Below are 15,821 nucleotides of genomic sequence, written 5' to 3' on the forward strand. Positions count from 1 at the left end.
TGCTCAGTCGTCCGCCGTGCCCGCGTAGACCACCGGCCGGACCTCGACGCCGAGGCCCTCGACGCCGGCGTCCGGGATGAGCGCGGCCAGCTCCAGCGCGCGCTCCCTGCTGTCGCACTCCACCAGGTAGTAGCCGCCGAGGTACTCCTTGGCCTCGAGGTAGGGACCGTCCGTCACGGCCGCGACGCCGCTCCGGACCCTGACCACGGAGCTCTGCGCCGGGTCGGCCAGCGCGACGGTGCCGATCATCTCCCCGGACTTCTTGACGGTCTCCATGAACGCGCCGTGGCCGCTCATCACCTCGTCGCGCTCCTCCGCGGTCAGCGCGTCCCAGACCAGCGGATTGCCATGCATGATCAACAAGAACTTCACGTCGTCTCCTTCGACAGCCGGTGCGGCGCCTTTGAGGCGCCGTTCACCATGGAGTCGACGCCGATGCCGCATTCTTGCGGTCCGGACCGCAAGAAATCCTCCCGCTGCTCCGACCATCCCCGACGGGACGCCCCGCATGGGCGTTCCACCGGTAGGGGAGGACGCATGTCGCAGCTGTTGAGAGTGACCTGTTTCACCGTATCGCGGGACGGGTTCGGCGCCGGCGAGGGGCAGAGCCTGGAGCGGCCCTTCGGGCACGCGGACCCCGTCCCGCTCTGGTCGTGGGCGGGCGCCACCGCGAGCTGGGTCAACCGTACGGAACCCGGCGGCACCCGCGGCCTGGACGACTACATGACCCGCGAGCACACCCGCAACATCGGGGCGGAGATCATGGGGCGCAACAAGTTCGGCCCGCAGCGCGGTCCCTGGAAGGACCACGAGTGGCGGGGATGGTGGGGGGACACGCCGCCGTTCCGCACGCCGGTGTTCGTGCTGACCCACCACGAACGCCCGTCCTTCACCCTGGCCGACACCACCTTCCACTTCCTCGACGCGACGCCGGAGGAGGCGCTGGCCCGCGCCAGGCGGGCCGCCGACGGCCGGGACGTGCGCCTCGGCGGCGGGGTCGCCACGATCCGCGAGTTCCTCGAGGCCGACCTGGTCGACACGATGCACGTCGCCGTCGCTCCCGTGGACCTCGGCCGCGGCGAACGGCTGTGGGACAGCCCCGCCGAGCTGCTCGACCGCTTCCACCTGGAGACGGTACCGAGCCCGAGCGGGGTCACCCACCTGCTGTTCTGGAGACGCTGACGGCCCTCGTCAGAGCCCCAGGTCGTCCAGTTCCTTCAGCAGCGCCGACCTGGGGCTCTGCTGCGGGGAGGCCGCGGCCGGCCGGGAACGGCCGCCGCGGTCGCGGAACACCCAGCCGCCCACCACACCGGCGAGGAAGCCGAACAGGTGAGCCTGCCAGCCGACGCCCTCCTGGGGGAGCAGCCCGGTGAACTGGTAGGCGAAGCACAGGGCCATGACCACGCCCACCACGATGTCGATCAGATGCCGGTCGAACGCCCCGCGCACCAGCACGTAGCCGAAGTAGCCGAAGACGACGCCGCTCGCGCCCACCCCGATCCCGTCCGGGTCGGAGGTGAACCAGGCGCCGAGCCCGCTGACCAGGACGATGAGCCCCGTCACGCTGAGGAACCTGACCACGCCCCGGTAGGCCGACAGGAATCCGAAGATGAACAGCGGGCCGGAGTTGGCCTCGATGTGCTCCCAGCTCCAGTGCAGGAACGGGGCCGAGAGCGTGTTCGGCAGGGTCACGGGATGCCATGCCTGCACGCCGTAGTCCCGGCTCAGGGCGTACCCCGACGTCCAGTTGACGATCTGCACGACCCAGATGACGGCCAGGAACGCGACCATCACCCAGAACGCCTTGCGTGCCTCCGCGACCATGATCTCGGCCGTACGCCCCTTGGCGTCCACCTGGTTCCTCCCTGGTTGTCCGCGGCTCACGAGCGGCACCAGTATCGGGGCGGAAGATCACGAATCGGGTGTCCGGCACGACCGCGGACGTCGAGGCCGCGACGCGGTCAGGACGCGGGGTACGCCTCCAGCTCCCACAGCGAGTAGCCGTAGCTCGTGGCGCGCTTGACGCCCTGCATCCGCAGGAAGCGGGTCTGGTTCGGCTCGTCGAGCCAGAGCGTGTCGATGCCGCCGTCCCCGCCCGAGACCGTGGCCAGCGGCTGCCACGTGGCGCCGTCCGCGGAGCCCTCGATCCGGTACGCCGAGCCGTACGCGGCCTCCCAGCGCAGCGTCACCCTGGCCACGTCGACCGGCTGGGCCAGTTCCACGGCCAGCCACTCGCCGTCGGCGCGCCCGGAGGACCAGCGGGTGGCGGGGTCGCCGTCCACCGCGTTGGCGGCGGCGAAGGAGGTGCCGCCCTCGACCGAGGACGCGGTCACCGGCCGTTTCAGGGCGACGTCGGCGTCGCCGGCCGGACGGTGCGCGGTGACCGTCACCTGCGCCTCGACCGGCTCCGCGCGGCTGGGGGTGAACGTGATCCGCAGGGTGCCCGACCCGGCCGGCGTGAACGCGACCGGCAGCGTCAGTCCTGCTCCCCGGGGCACGGTGACCTGCCGGTCCCCGGGCACCCGCCAGCCCTCCGGCCCGGTCACGCCGAGCGTTCCGGTGACGTCGGCGGCGCGCTCGGAGACCAACGTGACGCCGACCGTCGCCTCGGCGCCCTTGGTGGCGTCCATGGCCGCGGGATCCGCGATCAGGGCGGCGGCGGGGCCGTCGCCGTAGACGGGGACGATCTCGGCGATCCGCGGCGGCTGCCCGCCGCTCGCCCAGGCGAGCCGGACGGCGTCGGCCCGCACGTCCTGCGGATCGAGATCCGTGTACGGCCCGGAGAGCCGCCCGATCGGCCGCCACTGGCCGTCGGCGCGCACCTGCACCTCGGCCGAGCCGGTGCCGACGACCACGACCCGATCGACCAGCCGCGGCCGGGACAGGGTGGCGAGCAGCGCGTCGCCCCGGGCCGGCGCCGTGCCCGCCGTGTACGCGGTGCCCAGGTCTCCGTCGGCCGCCAGGCCCGGATCGGTGCCGGCCGGGGTGCCGCTGACCGTGATCCCGGTGACCGAGTCGTCGCTCACCTGGACCGTGAACTCCCTGACCACGAGCCAGGTGCTGTTGGCGGCGGTGGCGCGGTAGCGCACGTAGCGGGCCACGGTCCCGGCGGGCGCCGTCACCTTGACCTCGGCGGTCGTGCCCGCGGCCAGCCGCGTCCAGGTGACGCCGTCGCGGGAGACCTCCAGCGCTCCCGCGTGGATGTAGTCGTTCGGACTCCCCGGCTTGCCCATGAGCAGCGTGACCTCCCCGATCGCGCGGGAGGCGCCGAGGTCGACGGTGACGTGGTCGCCGGAGCCCGGCGAGCTGTTGCTCCAGTAGAACGTGGCCGGGTCGCCGTCGACCATCCGGTCGGGGGTGTTGACCTGGTAGGTGCCGAGGCTGGTGGTGGCGCGCGGCCTGGTGGCCGTGACGCCGATCCAGCGGTCCAGCTCGGCGAGCGCGTCGGTGACGAACCTGTCCAGCACGCCGTCGCCGACGCGCGGGGCCTGGGCGTCGTGGGGAACGCGGGTGTCGCGGACGGCGTTCGCGGCGGCGACCAGCTCGCGCGCCTGGTCGGCGGCCCGTACGGCGCTCCCGCCGTCGTCGTCCCGCACCGCTCGCAGGACGTCGAGAGCCTTCACCATGGCCTTCGACCACAGCTCGGCCGCCCGCAGCCAGGCCCCGGCCTCGGCGACGAACGCCCGGTCGGGCAGTCTCTCGTCGATCCGCCGGACCGCGGCGCCCAGGCGCTCGGTCCGCTCCCGCAGCGTGGTCGGCCGTCCCTCGCGCCACGCCGGCCAGAACGCGGCGACCTCGGCGGCCAGCCGGGGCGACTGCGCGCGGTGCAGGCGGCCGTCGAAGACGTTCAGGTCGGCGAAGTCGCGCAGGGCCCGGATCAGGGCCTCGTCGCCCCCGGCCAGCTCGGTCAGCGCGCGCAGCCACGACTGCTCGGCGTCGAACGCGGTGTCGTGCCAGCCGAAGTCGGCGAAGGAGTACAGCGCGATGCGGCTGACGGAGGGCTGGTTCATCGGGTTGGAGATGATGCCGGCCAGGTGCTCCGACAGACCGGATTCCCGGCCGTCGTAGGGGGCCAGCGGCAGCCGCCCCCCGGCGTAGTCGTTGACCGGGTAGTTGTCCCAGACCAGGATCTGGTGCCCGAACACCTTCCTCGCCTGGGCCGCCTGCGCCTTGGTGATCTTCTCGGGCACGACGGCGGTGCCGGTCCAGTGCACGATGACGTCCTGGCCCATGAGCTCGCGCAGCGCCTTCTTGTAGGCCGTCTCGGTGACGTTGTAGTACTCCGTCGGCACCATCTGCACGGGCGCGACGTCGCCCTTGCCCGCCGCCCACGCCTGCGCGGCGTTGACCAGCTCGCTCTGCGCCCGGCCGGCCGCCGCGCCGCCCGGCGCGCCGTACTTCGAGCGGTCGCCGTCGCAGTTCCACCGGCCCGAGTCGATGTCGTCCAGGGCGATGGTGAACGACCGCCCGCCGAGCGCGTACAGCGCGTCGAACTTGGCCAGCAGCGCCGCCACGTCGCCCGGCGAGCTGTAGCAGACGGACAGGCCCGGCGAGACGGCGAAGGTGAAGTCGACGTGACCCGTCCGCGCGCGCCCGATGAGCTCGCCGAGCTGGGCCAGCTTGTCCGCTGGGTACGGCTCGCGCCACCGGTCGCGGTGGTAGGGGTCGTCCTTGGGCGCGTACTCGTAGGTGTTCATCTTGTGCGCGGCCAGGTAGTCGAGATGCGCCAGGCGCTCCTCGTGGGTCCACGGCGTGCCGTAGAAGCCTTCGACGGAGCCCCGGTAGCGCATGCCGGGCCAGTCGCGCACCTCGATGCCGGGCACCCGGTCGTTGCCGGGGTGTTCGCGGACGAGCTGCTGGAAGGTCAGCGCCGCGTAGTAGGTGCCGTCGGCGTCGACGCCGTCGAGCACGACGTGCTTGCGGCCGCTCGCGTCGCGGCCGGCCGCCAGCACGTACCCTTCGGCGGGCAGCCCGGTGGCGTCCTCGACGCCGAGGCGGCCGAGCGTGGCGGCGGCGTCGCCGAGCCAGACGGTGACGGGCGTGCGGGGGTCGGTCCCGTCGGTGGCGCGCACTTGTTTGACGCCGGCTCTGGCCAGGGTGCGGCGGACCACCGCCTCCGCCGAGGGGTCGCTCTGTCCGGTACGGACCAGTCCGACCACCGGGGTCAAGGGGAAACCGTCGTCGCGGGCCTGCACCCGCTGGGCGGGCGGGCTGATGGGGGCGGTGGCCGCCTGCGCGGATGGGCTGGTCAGGGTGAGGAGGGGAAGCGAGAGCGCCGTGGCGATCGCGCCGGCCAACAGGCGGATGGGGGGCAAGCGTCCTCCTGGGCAGAACCGGAGTCAAGATCCGAAACCCGGCGGGCAAGGGTCGAATCGCCCATATTCGATCATTTAGCTCCGCACTGGTCAATACCAGTGCCCGGCTGCGTCCTCGTCTGGTCCAGACCAGTTCGTGGTTCCCGTGTCCGGCCGAGGTCGCCGCTCGGCGGGCTCCAGGAACCTAATTCGGACGGATATCGGAGGCGATTAACTATTGTCGCGGTGGCGGTGGACCGGTGCTTTTCTCTGCATATCAACCAACGGCACCAGGGCCGGGCGTGTTTAGCGCCGTGACACGGGGCACAGGCAGACACCGTCGTGAGGAGTTGAGATGCAACCTGTGGAGAAAGCCGCGTCGCTGGGGATGGGCATGCTCAGCGGCGCCTTGGCGGCCGCGCTGTTCAAGCGGGTGTGGAAGCTGGCCTCCGGCCAGGACGACGCACCCGACGCCGGCGACCTGGGCCGGACCTGGACCGAGATCCTCGTCGCCGCGGCGGTTCAGGGGGCCATCTTCGGACTGGTCAAGGCGGCCGTGCACCGCGCCGGCGCGCAAACCTTCCGGCACCGGACGATCACCGGCGACGTGAAGCACTGACCCGCCGGCCATGCGGAAGCACGGAGCCGGCCGCACCCCCTGGCGAGGGGTGCGGCCGGCTCCGTCGTTCTGAGCTCGGGCTTTCCGGTTACTTCTCGGAGAGCACCTTGCCGTGGAACATCGGCTTGTCGGTCTCCCAGTAACGCCAGCCTTCCACAGCGGACGGGATGTCGGCGATGCCGTGGGCGGTGCGGACCACCTTGCAGGTGTCGAGCCGGGCCCGGACGGCCCAGCGGATGCGGTAGCCGAAGGCGCGGTACCACAGGTTGCCGTACTTGCCCTTGGTGATGTCGTGCGTGTAGTCGTGGCCGGTGAAGATCATGTGCCGCTTCTCGAGGTGCGGGATGGACGTCCTGATGAGCGTGCGGATGATCGTGTCCGGCGTGAGGTCCGTGCTGATGGAGCGCAGCTTCTCGAAGTCCGCCTCGACGAAGGCGAGGACCTCGTGCTCGCGGTGGACGCTGGCCGTCACCGAGCCGCCGGGACCGTCGACGAAGTGGGTGCGCGGGATGTAGAAGTGCCGCGGCTCCAGGGAGTGGATCTTGAAGAAGGTTCCCCGGTTGCAGTCGTCGCCCGCGCCGGCGAGGTGGAGGTGGCGCCTGTGGTGCCTGTGGTGGTCCGTGGTGATGGTGGCCGTGTTGTCGTCGTCGGCGTCGTCGTCGTCCGAGTCGTCGGAGTCCGCGTCGCGGTCGTGGAGCTGGGAGACGACGTGGTCCCTGACCGCCTTCCTGAGCTTCTTGTCCGGCTTGGGATCCGCCGCGAACGCCGGAGCGGCCACGCTTGCGGCGAGCACCACGGACAGGGTTCCGGCCGTGGCGAGCGTCAGCAGCGCCTTGACCGGCCGGCTGTCGGTCTTGGTACTGGTTCGGGAACTGGTGAACATGAGGTTCCGTTCCTCTCGGAACGCGGCAGACGGCCGCGGTCAATCCATTGGCCGGAAAAGGCCCCCGTCGTCACTCTGTGCGAGCACAGTGTGACGGTAAAGATGCTTACAGTTGCCGCGAGCCACCCCATGACGCCACGCCGAATGGGAATTCCCCGTACAGGGAAAGCAAGGGTGAAAAAGCGTCAAGGAGCGGCGCATCATGCCATTGCCGGTATTCCTCGCGGAGAAAGCCGCCGGAAAACGGAATAAAGGGCTAAGGACGAAATTTCCCGTCAGGTGCCGAGAAAGCGTCGCACTCCGGCGGCGATCCAGATCGTCGACAGGGCCGCGTACGCGGTCAGCAGCGCCATCGGGGCCGCCGACAGCGCCACCGCCGCGACGGCGGCCACGGCCAGCAGCGCCGACCAGCCGTACAGGACCTCGCGGGCGCGCCGCGAGCCGGTGTGCGCGGCCTCCTGGACGGGCGTGACCATCGCCATCAGCGCGCCGCCCGCCGTCGACAGGGCCTCCAGGCCCATCGCCGCCCCGGTCGCCAGCACCGCCGCGCCGGCGACCGGCAGGGCGCAGCACAGCGCGGCCACCCGTGCGTCGCCGCTCCCGAACATCAGCCTCGTCGCCTTGCCCCGCGCCAGGCGCAGCGTGCTGAACGCCTCGGCCACCCACGCCCCCCAGTGCAGCAGCGCGATGAGGACGAACACGACGATGAGCGCCGGCATGGCCGGCAGCAGCAGCACCAGCCACCCCCGGCCGAAGAACCTCTCCCGCAGCCGGGTCAGCGTCCGGTAGACCGGGTTGCGCTGCTTGAGCGCGGCCAGCAGCAGCCCGCGGGCGGTGTCGAAGCCGGGGTCCAGCATCAGCACCTCGCGGAACGCCGCGGCGGCCTCGACGGGGTCGCCGGCCGCCAGCGCCGCGTGCCCGTACGCGAGGTGGGCGAGCGTGCTCTCGGGGCTCAGCGCGATGGCCCGCGAGGCGGTGGCGCGCGCCTGGACGCCGTCGCCCAGGCGGGCGAGCGCCAGCGCCAGCAGGCTCGCCAGGTCGGACTCCTCCGGATTCACGGCCAGCCCGCGCCGGGCCGCCTCGGCCGTCTCCTGCCACTGGCCCGCCTGGAGGTGCGTGCGCGCCAGTACCTCCCAGGTCAGCGCCTCCTCCGGGGACAGGGCCAGCGATGCCCGCGCGGCCGCGATCGCCTCCGCCAGGAGGCCCGCCCCCTTGTGGACCTGGGCGGCGACGTAGTGCGTGAACCAGCTCTCCGGCGCCAGCCGCACGGCCTCGCGCGCCTCGGTGATCGCCTCGCCATGCCGGCGCTGGGCGTCGAGGGCGACCGCGAGGTAGGCGTGCGCGGTCGCGTGCTCCGGAGCCTCGGCCAGGACGCCGCGCAGCTCCCGCTCGGCGTCCGCGGGGCGGCGCAGCTCCAGCAGCGTCCGGGCCCGCTGGATCGCGCCGGCCTCGGGCGGGGACGGCAGCGTCATCGCACCTGCTTGATCCAGGGCATCAGCTCGTCCCAGGCCCCCGAGTCGTTGGCGTGCATCACGTAGTTGCGGGCGGTGCCCAGCCACTCGCGTACGGCGGCCGGCTTGACGGCCTGCGCGGCGGCCAGCAGGTCGGGCGTGGACAGCGGGATGGGCCGCCCGGCGCTGATCGACTGGTGCAGTTTGGCCTCGACCGCCCGGTCCACCACGCCCTTCAGGTCGGCCCCGGCGAACAGCTCCGTGACCCGGGCCACCGCGTCGAAGTCCATCTCCGCGAGCGGCTTGTCGCGGCAGAGGATGCGCAGGATCGCGGCGCGGGCCGCGTGGTCGGGCGGCGGCACGAACACGAGCTGGTCGAACCGGCCGGGACGGCGGAAGGCCACGTCGATGTACCAGGGGGCGTTGGTGGCGGCCAGCACCAGGACGCCCTCGTTGGCGTGCTGGTCCACCCCGTCCAGCTCGGCCAGGAACTGGTTGACGAGCTGGCGGGTGTGCGCCTGGCGCATGTCGGAGCGGCGCGCCGCCAGGGCGTCCACCTCGTCGAAGAACAGCACGCAGGGCCGGTTGCGCCGGGCCAGGTCGAACACGGCCCGCAGGTTGCGCTCGCTGGAGCCGATGTACATGTCGAGGATGTCGGACAGGCCCACGTTGACGAACGCGGCGCCGAGCTCACCGGCCGCGGCCCGGGCCAGGTGGGTCTTGCCCGCGCCGGGCGGGCCGTACAGCAGCACGCCGCCGCCGGCCCGCTTGCCGAACGCCTTGAACAGCTCGGGCTGCTGGATCGGGAGGAGCAGCTTGACGCGCAGCGCCTCCTTGACGGCCTCCATGCCGGCCACGTCCGCGAACGAGACGGAGGACCGCTCGACCTGCGCGCCGCCGGGCCCCTCCGCGGGCTGCTGCCCCGGCCCGGCCTGGCCACCCCACGGGGAGCCTGACCCGGGCTGGCCGCCCCACGAGGAGCCCGGACCGGCCTGGCCGCCCCACGCCGCCCCGCCCGCGTTCCCGGCCCCCACGGGGGCGCCTGGAGCGCCCCAGGATGAGCCCGGCGCCGCGGGAGCCCCCCAGGACGGGCCCGACGGGGCGATCGGCTGGGGCGTCAGCCGGGCAGCGAGGTCCGCGTCGGCCAGCGACGGGTCCCGCGAGACCGCCTCGTGGTAGCGCCGGGCCGCGCCGTGCGCGTCCCCCTCCCCGAGCAGCGCGCGGGCGGCGATCACGCCCAGCCGCGGCGGGTAGCCGGGAACGGCCAGGAACGGCTCCAGCGCGGCCAGCGCCTGACCGTGCGCGCTCTGCCGGGTGAACGCCTCGGCGAGCCCGGCCGCGATCTCCGGGTCCTTGGGGGCCAGCACCAGCGCCGCGCGGTACTCGGCCTCGGCCTCCGCGAGGTACCCCTTGGCCAGGAGCTGGTCGGCGAGGTGCCGTCGCAGAGGGAGGTTGTCCGGCGAGAGGCGCGCCGCCTCGCGCAGCGCCTGGAGTCCGGCGTCGTCGAGCACGCGCGCGGTCCCTTCTGTCGATCGGGTTACGGTCGGCAAGCCTAGAGCTCGCTAGGCTACCGAAATCCCCCGATCACCGGACCGCATGGGGCAGAGCAGGCAACCGGTCAGCCGCCGGCGATCTGCTCGCCCGCGTAGTCGAGCAGCCGCTCGGCGGTGCTGAAGCGGCGGGCGTTCTGGTCGCCGAGCAGCACGCCGACCACCTCCCGGCCGCCGCGCTCCGCGGCGAACAGCAGGCAGAACCCCGCGTCGTTCGTGAAGCCGGTCTTGACGCCGAGCACGCCGTCGGTCCGCTGGAGCAGCTTGTTGGTGTTGCGCCAGGTGTGCGCCCGGTGCAGCGCCGACTTGGCCACCTTGTGCGTCTCGGCGCCCACGACCGCCCGGAACGTCGCGTCGTCCAGCGCGATGTCGGCGAGCTTGACCTGGTCCACGGCCGTCGAGTAGCCGCCCTTGGCCGGGGTCGGCAGGCCGTCGGCGTTGGTGTAGCGGGTGTCGGCCAGGCCGAGGCGCTTGGCCTCGGCGTTCATCTTGGCCACGAACGCGGTCATGCCCGGGCCGTACGTGCGCGCCAGCGCGTTGGCCGCGTCCGCCCCCGACGGCAGCATCAGCCCGTACAGCAAGTCCTGGACCGTCAGCCGCTCGCCCTTCTTCAGCGCGGCCGTGGTGGCGCCGTTGCTGGTGGCGTGACGCACGTCCGCCGCGGTGATCGCGACGGTGTCGGTGAGCTGTGCCTCGCGCAGCACCACGTGCGCGGTCATGACCTTGACCAGGCTGGCCACCGGGACCCGGCGGGTCTCCCGCTTGCTGAAGTGGATCGTTCCGGTCGAATCGGCGAGGTATGCCTCCTTCGCCCCGACCGCCGGCACCCCCGCCGACACGGTTCGGACCGCGCCGTGCGGCGCGGAAGCCGGCGCCGGGACGGCCGGCAAGGCGCCCGCGGGCGCCGGAGAGACGACCCCTAGGGCGAGAACGAGAGCGGCAGAGCCGATGAAACCCCCAATACGCATGGCGATATGGTCCCAGGTGATCAACCCTCCGTTTGCCGAACCAGGTCTCAAAGACGCGACAACAAGGACCAGTGCCGGGTAAACCGCCGTTACCGGCGACGGCGAACGGGGGCGACATGACGGGCAGGTACCTCATCACCAGGGACGAGACGGGCACGTACCGCTTCGCGCTGGTGGCGGCGAACGGGCAGACGGTCGCGGCCGGCGAGGGGTTCGCGACGAAGGCGGCCTGCGTCAACGGGATCGAGTCGGTGCGCCGGATCGCCCCGGACGCCCCGATCGAGGACCGCACCCACCTCGCCGTGTGAGGGGGAGAAGGGTCCTCAGGCGACGAGGGCCTTGTCGGCGCGTTTCCTGCGGCGCCAGACGGCGAAGGCGACGGCGCCCGCCACCCCCAGCACGCCCACGACCACCGCTGTCACCGGCGACGTGGCGGCCAGGCGCAGCCACCCCCACACCAGCGCGGTCAGCCCGAACCACCACAGCGGCGCCCAGGTCAGGCAGCCCAGCGCGCTCGCCACCACGTACCACGGATAGGACACCCGCAGCGCCCCGGCCACCCAGGGCAGCGTGTGCCGCAGCATCGGCACCCAGAAACAGCCGTAGACCGCCAGCGCGCCCCACCGCTCGACGACGTCCTCGATCTTCGCGATGCGCTCGCGGCCCAGCCGCACGCCGATCTTCGAGTCGTACAGGCGCTCGCCGAGCTTGCGCCCGACCCAGTAGTAGACCTGGAACGCCCCGAACAGCGCCGCGATCAGGACGACGCCCACCAGCCAGTACGGCAGGCCCAGCCAGAACGGCTCACCAGGGGAGGGGACGGCCAGCGCCGGGCGCCACATAGCGGAACATCACCCCCGAGTTCGCACAAAGGTCAGCCTAACCTTAGTTCACGCCTCGCATGCCTGCCACAGCGGTCCGGCCGTCGGCGCCTTCCATCCTGTCGTACCGGCGGCCTGCACGGACGCCGCAAAAGGTGCAAGTCACCGGCAACCGCCCCGCAATCGTCCTCGCCTACACCTGTACGTGAGCGAAGAGGAGTCACGATCATGGGGACGAGAAGCACCGCGGTCCTGGTCAGCGGTACGGCGAACACGGCCAAGGTGTTCGTCGCGGCGTTCGCCTTCACCGCCGCCTACGTGGGGTTCTCGGCCTACGACACCGCGAGCTCCGCGCCACGGGACGAGCACACCGTGACCCTGTCGGCCCGGGAGACGCCCGTGACGACGCCGATGACGAGCCCGATGACGACGCCGATCGGGTCGAGCGTGTCCCCGGCCGCACCCGGCACCGTGACGGTCGCCGAGACGCGCAGCGACGCCGGGTGCGCCAAGACGTTCACGGCCAGGGGCGTGGTCGTCAACCCGGACGCCCACGGCACCGCCCTGTACACCTGGCGGCTGGCCCGCCTGAGCCCGGACGGCCACGTCTGGCGCGACTATCTGGTGGACCACGACGGGTTCGCCGGGACCCGGGAGAGCGTCGACTGGTCGCCGCGCGTCACCGGCAACCCGGGGTGGTACCGCGTCGAACTGTCCGTGCGGGGCGCCGGCACGGTCAAGAGCAGGCGCTTCCAGGTCACCTGCTGACGCATCGTCACAGGCCGGCCTGACGCGCCCTCACCGGCCGACCGAGCGGCGGGCGGCGTCCACCCAGCGCGGCACGCCGACCCGCTCCGCCACCTCCAGCGCCTTCGTGTAGTGGTCGCGCGCCGCGTCCGGCTGCCCCAGCCGCAGCGCGAGGTCGCCGAGCGTCAGCGCGACCGGCCACAGCGCCACCACGCCGGTGCCCGCCCCCGCGACCCGGTCGGCGAACGGCACCAGCTTGTCGTAGCAGTCGACCATCCGCTCCCGGTCGTCGAGCAGCATCCCGGCCAGCGCCCGCCACGTCATGGCCAGCTCGTACAGGAAGTCGGGCCGGACCGGCGGCCGGACGGCGGCCACGGCCTTGGCGTCGGCCAGGTGCCCGGCGGAGGCGAGCGCCAGCGCGTACGCGTCGAGCGTCCACTTGGCGCCCCGCTGGTGCGCCTCGGCCAGCAGCTCGACCGTCTCGGCCGCGCGGCCGTCCACCAGGTGCAGGCAGAACGTGGTGATCAGCGGGAGGTCCTGGCGGCCCTCCAGCATGCCGGCGCGGGCCGTCATGCGGGCCGCCTCGCGGTAGGTGCGCTCGGCCCCCGCGTAGTCGCCGGCGATCATCAGCCGCTGCCCGGAGTACCAGGCGCAGACCGCGGCGGGCGCGGACAGGTCGTACTGCCGGGCGAGCTGATCCGCGGCGCCGGCGTGCCGGTCGGCCACGGCGAACTCGCCGCGGGCCGCCGCGCACTCCAGCAGCACGAGATGGGCGAGCGCCTGGGTGGCCATCTGGCCGGAGCGCTGGGCCACCTCCAGCAGCTCGCGGCCGATGCTCTCGCGGGTGTCGACCGCCGGGATGTCGTACGACTGGCGCAGCCGCCCGCTCAGCGCGGCGGCCAGCAGCACCGGGTCGCCGCTCTGCCGGGCCAGCTCCAGCGCCTCCAGCGACGCCTGCCGCCCGCGCTCGGGCGAGGAGGAGCCCTCCAGCTCCAGCGCGAGCGTGGTGAGCAGGCTGGCGCGCAGGGTCTGCTCGCCCTCGGGCAGCTCCATGAGCGCCTTCTCGGTGACGTCCACGATCTCCCACGCGGTGCGGGTGAAGTCGCGCGCCATGCCCTTGTGCGGGACGGCCAGCGAGGCGGCCACCCGGGCGGTGATCTCCAGGTCGCCCAGCGGCAGCGCGGCGTCCATGGCCTCGCGGCGCAACAGCCGCGCCGCGGTCATGTCGCCGCACAGGGCCAGCGCCTTGATCCGGTGCAGCATGAGCTGCAGCCGGTCACGGGTGAGGCCACCCGTGCGGTCGTGTTCATGGTCGCGCCCGCTTCGCTCCTCGTTGGCTCGTCCCTCGCTCTCTCGTCGCGAGCTCCTGCGCTCGAACGCCGCGATGGCCTGCTCCCACAGCGTCGCGGCCTCGCGGTGCGCGAAGCGACGTTCGGCCTGCTCGGCGGCGAGGCCGGAGTAGTGGACGGCCTTCTCGGCGGCGTCGGCCAGGAAGTAGTGGTGGGCGAGCGCGGCCACGTCGGACGGGGCGCGCCGCTCGATGACGGCCGCGACCGCCGCGTGCAGCCGGGTGCGGCGCAGCCGGGACGCGTCGGAGTAGATCGTGTCGCGCACCAGGTCGTGGTCGAAGCGCAGCAGCCCCGGGCCCGGCTCGGTGACCAGCCCCGCGAGTAACGCCGCCTCGACGGCCTCCACCACCGCGTCCTCGTCGCCGGCCACGTCCACCAGGACGTCGACGTCCACGTCGCGGCCGATCACCGCGGCCTGGAGCAGGATCTGCTGCGCCCCGGCGGGCAGGCGCGAGATGCGCCGCCGCAGCACGTCGCGCACGCCGGACGGCACGCGGGAGAGCACCTCGGCGGCGCTGGCCCGGTCGGCGGCGGCCTCGGAGTCGAGCAGGCGCACGGTCTCGCGGACGAAGAACGGGTTGCCCGCGGTGCGCTCGACGATCGACTCGACCGCGTCCTCGTCGATCTCGCGCACGCACGTCGCCCGGACCAGCTCGGCCACGGCCTTCGGGTCGAGCCCCGAGAGCTGCACCCGCAGCGGCCCGAGCCGGGCCAGCGAGGCCAGCACGTCGGACTGGCCGTCGTCCAGCTCGCTCTCGCGGCAGGTGACCACGAGCATGACCCGGCTGGTGGCCAGCAGGCTGGGCAGCGCCCGCAGCAGGGCGAGCGTCTGGTCGTCGGCCCAGTGCAGGTCTTCGAGCGTCAGCAGCATCGGCGCCCGCCGGGAAACCCCGGCCAGGTAGCCGCCGACCGCCCGGTGCAGGCGGAAGCCGCCGGACGCCTCGTCGTCGTCGGGGTCGGGCGCGGCGTCGTCCAGCAGCGGGGCGAGGAGCTGGGAGTACTCGCCCGCGCCGGTGCGGCCGACCAGCGAGCGCAGGATCTCCACCCACGCCCAGCCGGGCGGCGTCGCGCTGGAGTCGGGGCAGGCGCCCGAGGCCGTCATCCAGCCGTCGGCGGCGAGCCGGCCCTCAAGCTGGCGCAGCAGCGTGGTCTTGCCCGCGCCCGCGACGCCGGTGACGATCGCGACCTGGAAGCGGCCCGTACGGCCGGCGGCGGTGGTCAGCCGCGCCAGCTCGGCGTCGCGCCCGACGAACGGCTCGGGCTCCAGCGGGGGAGGCTCGACCGCGGCGGCGGGCCGGGGCGGCCAGGTGTCGCCGACCGGCACGGGCCGCGGCGGGCGCGGCACCGTGGCCAGCTCCAGCTCGGGGGCCTGGGCCAGGATGTCGGACTCCAGCTTGCGCAGCGCCGGCCCCGGGTCGATGCCCAGCTCGTCGGCCAGGATGCCGCGGGCCCGGCGCAGCGCCGCCAGCGCGTCGCCCTGCCGGCCGCAGCGGTAGAGGCCGAGGGCGAGCAGCCGCCAGCCCTCCTCGCGCAGCGGGTGCTCGGTGGTCAGCGCCTCCAGGTCGGGCACGGTCTCGGCGTGCAGGCCGAGCCGCAGCCCGGTGTCGGCGTGCCGCTCGCGGGCGACCAGCCGCAGCTCGGTCAGCCGGTTGACCTCGGCCTCGGCCCACGGCTGGTCGGCGAAGTCGGAGTAGGGGGTGCCGCGCCACAGGCCGAGGGCCTTCTCCAGCCGGCCGCGCGCCGACTGCGGGTCGCCCTCCTCCAGGTGCTCGCCCGCGGCCCGGACGAGCTGCTCGAACGTGAGCGCGTCGACCTGGTCGGGCGCCACCCGCAGCGCGTAGCCGGAGGCGACGGTCACCAGCAGCCGGTTGGGCCCGCCCCGCGGACGCCCCGGCTCCAGCACGCGGCGCAGCCGCGAGATGTAGACCTGGAGCCCCGACTGGGCTCCCTTGGCCGTGTCGTCGTCCCACAGGTCGTACAGCAACATGTCGACGGGCACGACCTGACCTCTGGCCACGAGAAGCCGGGCGAGGACGGCCCGCTGCCGCAACCCGCCGAGGTCGAGTTCGTCGTCTTCGTACGCCTCGACTGGCCCCAGAACCCGGAACGCCACCATGTCAGCCGCCACGCTATGCAAGC

General features: G+C 73.2%; 13 protein-coding genes. 4 read left to right on the forward strand and 9 right to left on the reverse strand.

Annotation, left to right across the window (positions count from 1 at the left end; translation table 11 throughout):
* Nucleotides 1-3: 3 nt before the first annotated feature.
* Nucleotides 4-372: a YciI family protein gene (locus HD595_RS26670; protein ID WP_253773591.1), complete on the reverse strand. Its 369-nt coding sequence runs from the start codon at nt 370-372 to the stop codon at nt 4-6.
* Nucleotides 373-537: 165 nt separating this feature from the next.
* Between HD595_RS26670 and HD595_RS26675 the strand changes: the two genes are divergently transcribed.
* Nucleotides 538-1,182: a dihydrofolate reductase family protein gene (locus HD595_RS26675; protein ID WP_253773593.1), complete on the forward strand. Its 645-nt coding sequence runs from the start codon at nt 538-540 to the stop codon at nt 1,180-1,182.
* 9 nt (nt 1,183-1,191) lie between these two features.
* On the opposite strand, the gene HD595_RS26680 is transcribed toward HD595_RS26675, so the two are convergent.
* Nucleotides 1,192-1,854 (reverse strand): rhomboid family intramembrane serine protease, encoded by a 663-nt coding sequence (locus tag HD595_RS26680; RefSeq protein WP_253773595.1) that lies wholly within the window; start codon nt 1,852-1,854, stop codon nt 1,192-1,194.
* A gap of 107 nt (nt 1,855-1,961) precedes the next feature.
* Nucleotides 1,962-5,315 carry a glycoside hydrolase family 84 protein gene (locus HD595_RS26685; protein ID WP_253773597.1) on the reverse strand — a complete coding sequence of 1,118 codons (3,354 nt, stop codon included), beginning with the start codon at nt 5,313-5,315 and terminating at the stop codon, nt 1,962-1,964.
* A gap of 334 nt (nt 5,316-5,649) precedes the next feature.
* On the opposite strand from HD595_RS26685, the gene HD595_RS26690 reads away from it, so the two are divergent.
* On the forward strand, nt 5,650-5,913 hold the full coding sequence (locus HD595_RS26690; protein WP_253773599.1) for a DUF4235 domain-containing protein: 264 nt from the start codon (nt 5,650-5,652) through the stop codon (nt 5,911-5,913).
* A gap of 88 nt (nt 5,914-6,001) precedes the next feature.
* Here the strand turns inward: HD595_RS26690 and HD595_RS26695 are convergent, their stop codons facing one another.
* The 4 genes from HD595_RS26695 to HD595_RS26710 form a co-directional block, all read right to left on the reverse strand.
* Nucleotides 6,002-6,796 (reverse strand): hypothetical protein, encoded by a 795-nt coding sequence (locus HD595_RS26695; RefSeq protein WP_253773601.1) that lies wholly within the window; start codon nt 6,794-6,796, stop codon nt 6,002-6,004.
* Between the two features lie 275 nt (nt 6,797-7,071).
* Nucleotides 7,072-8,268 carry a tetratricopeptide repeat protein gene (locus tag HD595_RS26700; protein WP_253773603.1) on the reverse strand — a complete coding sequence of 399 codons (1,197 nt, stop codon included), beginning with the start codon at nt 8,266-8,268 and terminating at the stop codon, nt 7,072-7,074.
* Complete coding sequence (locus HD595_RS26705; RefSeq protein ID WP_253773605.1) at nt 8,265-9,758, reverse strand: AAA family ATPase; 1,494 nt, start codon at nt 9,756-9,758, stop codon at nt 8,265-8,267. Before HD595_RS26705 ends, HD595_RS26700 begins: the two co-directional genes overlap by 4 nt.
* Nucleotides 9,759-9,865: 107 nt before the next feature.
* The gene (locus HD595_RS26710) at nt 9,866-10,636 is read right to left on the reverse strand and encodes a D-alanyl-D-alanine carboxypeptidase family protein (protein ID WP_253773607.1); all 771 of its coding nucleotides are present in this window, start codon (nt 10,634-10,636) and stop codon (nt 9,866-9,868) included.
* Nucleotides 10,637-10,881: 245 nt separating this feature from the next.
* Here HD595_RS26710 and HD595_RS26715 point away from each other — a divergent pair, with 245 nt between their 5' ends.
* Complete coding sequence (locus HD595_RS26715) at nt 10,882-11,073, forward strand: YegP family protein (RefSeq protein WP_253773609.1); 192 nt, start codon at nt 10,882-10,884, stop codon at nt 11,071-11,073.
* 15 nt (nt 11,074-11,088) lie between these two features.
* Here the strand turns inward: HD595_RS26715 and HD595_RS26720 are convergent, their stop codons facing one another.
* Nucleotides 11,089-11,607, reverse strand: a complete 519-nt coding sequence (locus HD595_RS26720) for a DedA family protein (RefSeq protein ID WP_253773611.1) — start codon at nt 11,605-11,607, stop codon at nt 11,089-11,091.
* 207 nt (nt 11,608-11,814) lie between these two features.
* Between HD595_RS26720 and HD595_RS26725 the strand changes: the two genes are divergently transcribed.
* A complete protein-coding gene (locus HD595_RS26725; protein ID WP_253773613.1) occupies nt 11,815-12,354 on the forward strand; it encodes a hypothetical protein in 540 nt (179 codons plus the stop codon).
* Between the two features lie 30 nt (nt 12,355-12,384).
* Here HD595_RS26725 and HD595_RS26730 read toward each other — a convergent pair whose 3' ends face one another.
* Entirely contained in the window at nt 12,385-15,810 is a 3,426-nt protein-coding gene (locus HD595_RS26730) for an ATP-binding protein (protein ID WP_253773615.1), read from the reverse strand.
* Between the last annotated feature and the right edge of the window lie 11 nt (nt 15,811-15,821).

Source organism: Nonomuraea roseoviolacea subsp. carminata, assembly GCF_024172185.1.
GTDB classification, from domain to species: Bacteria; Actinomycetota; Actinomycetes; order Streptosporangiales; family Streptosporangiaceae; genus Nonomuraea; species Nonomuraea roseoviolacea.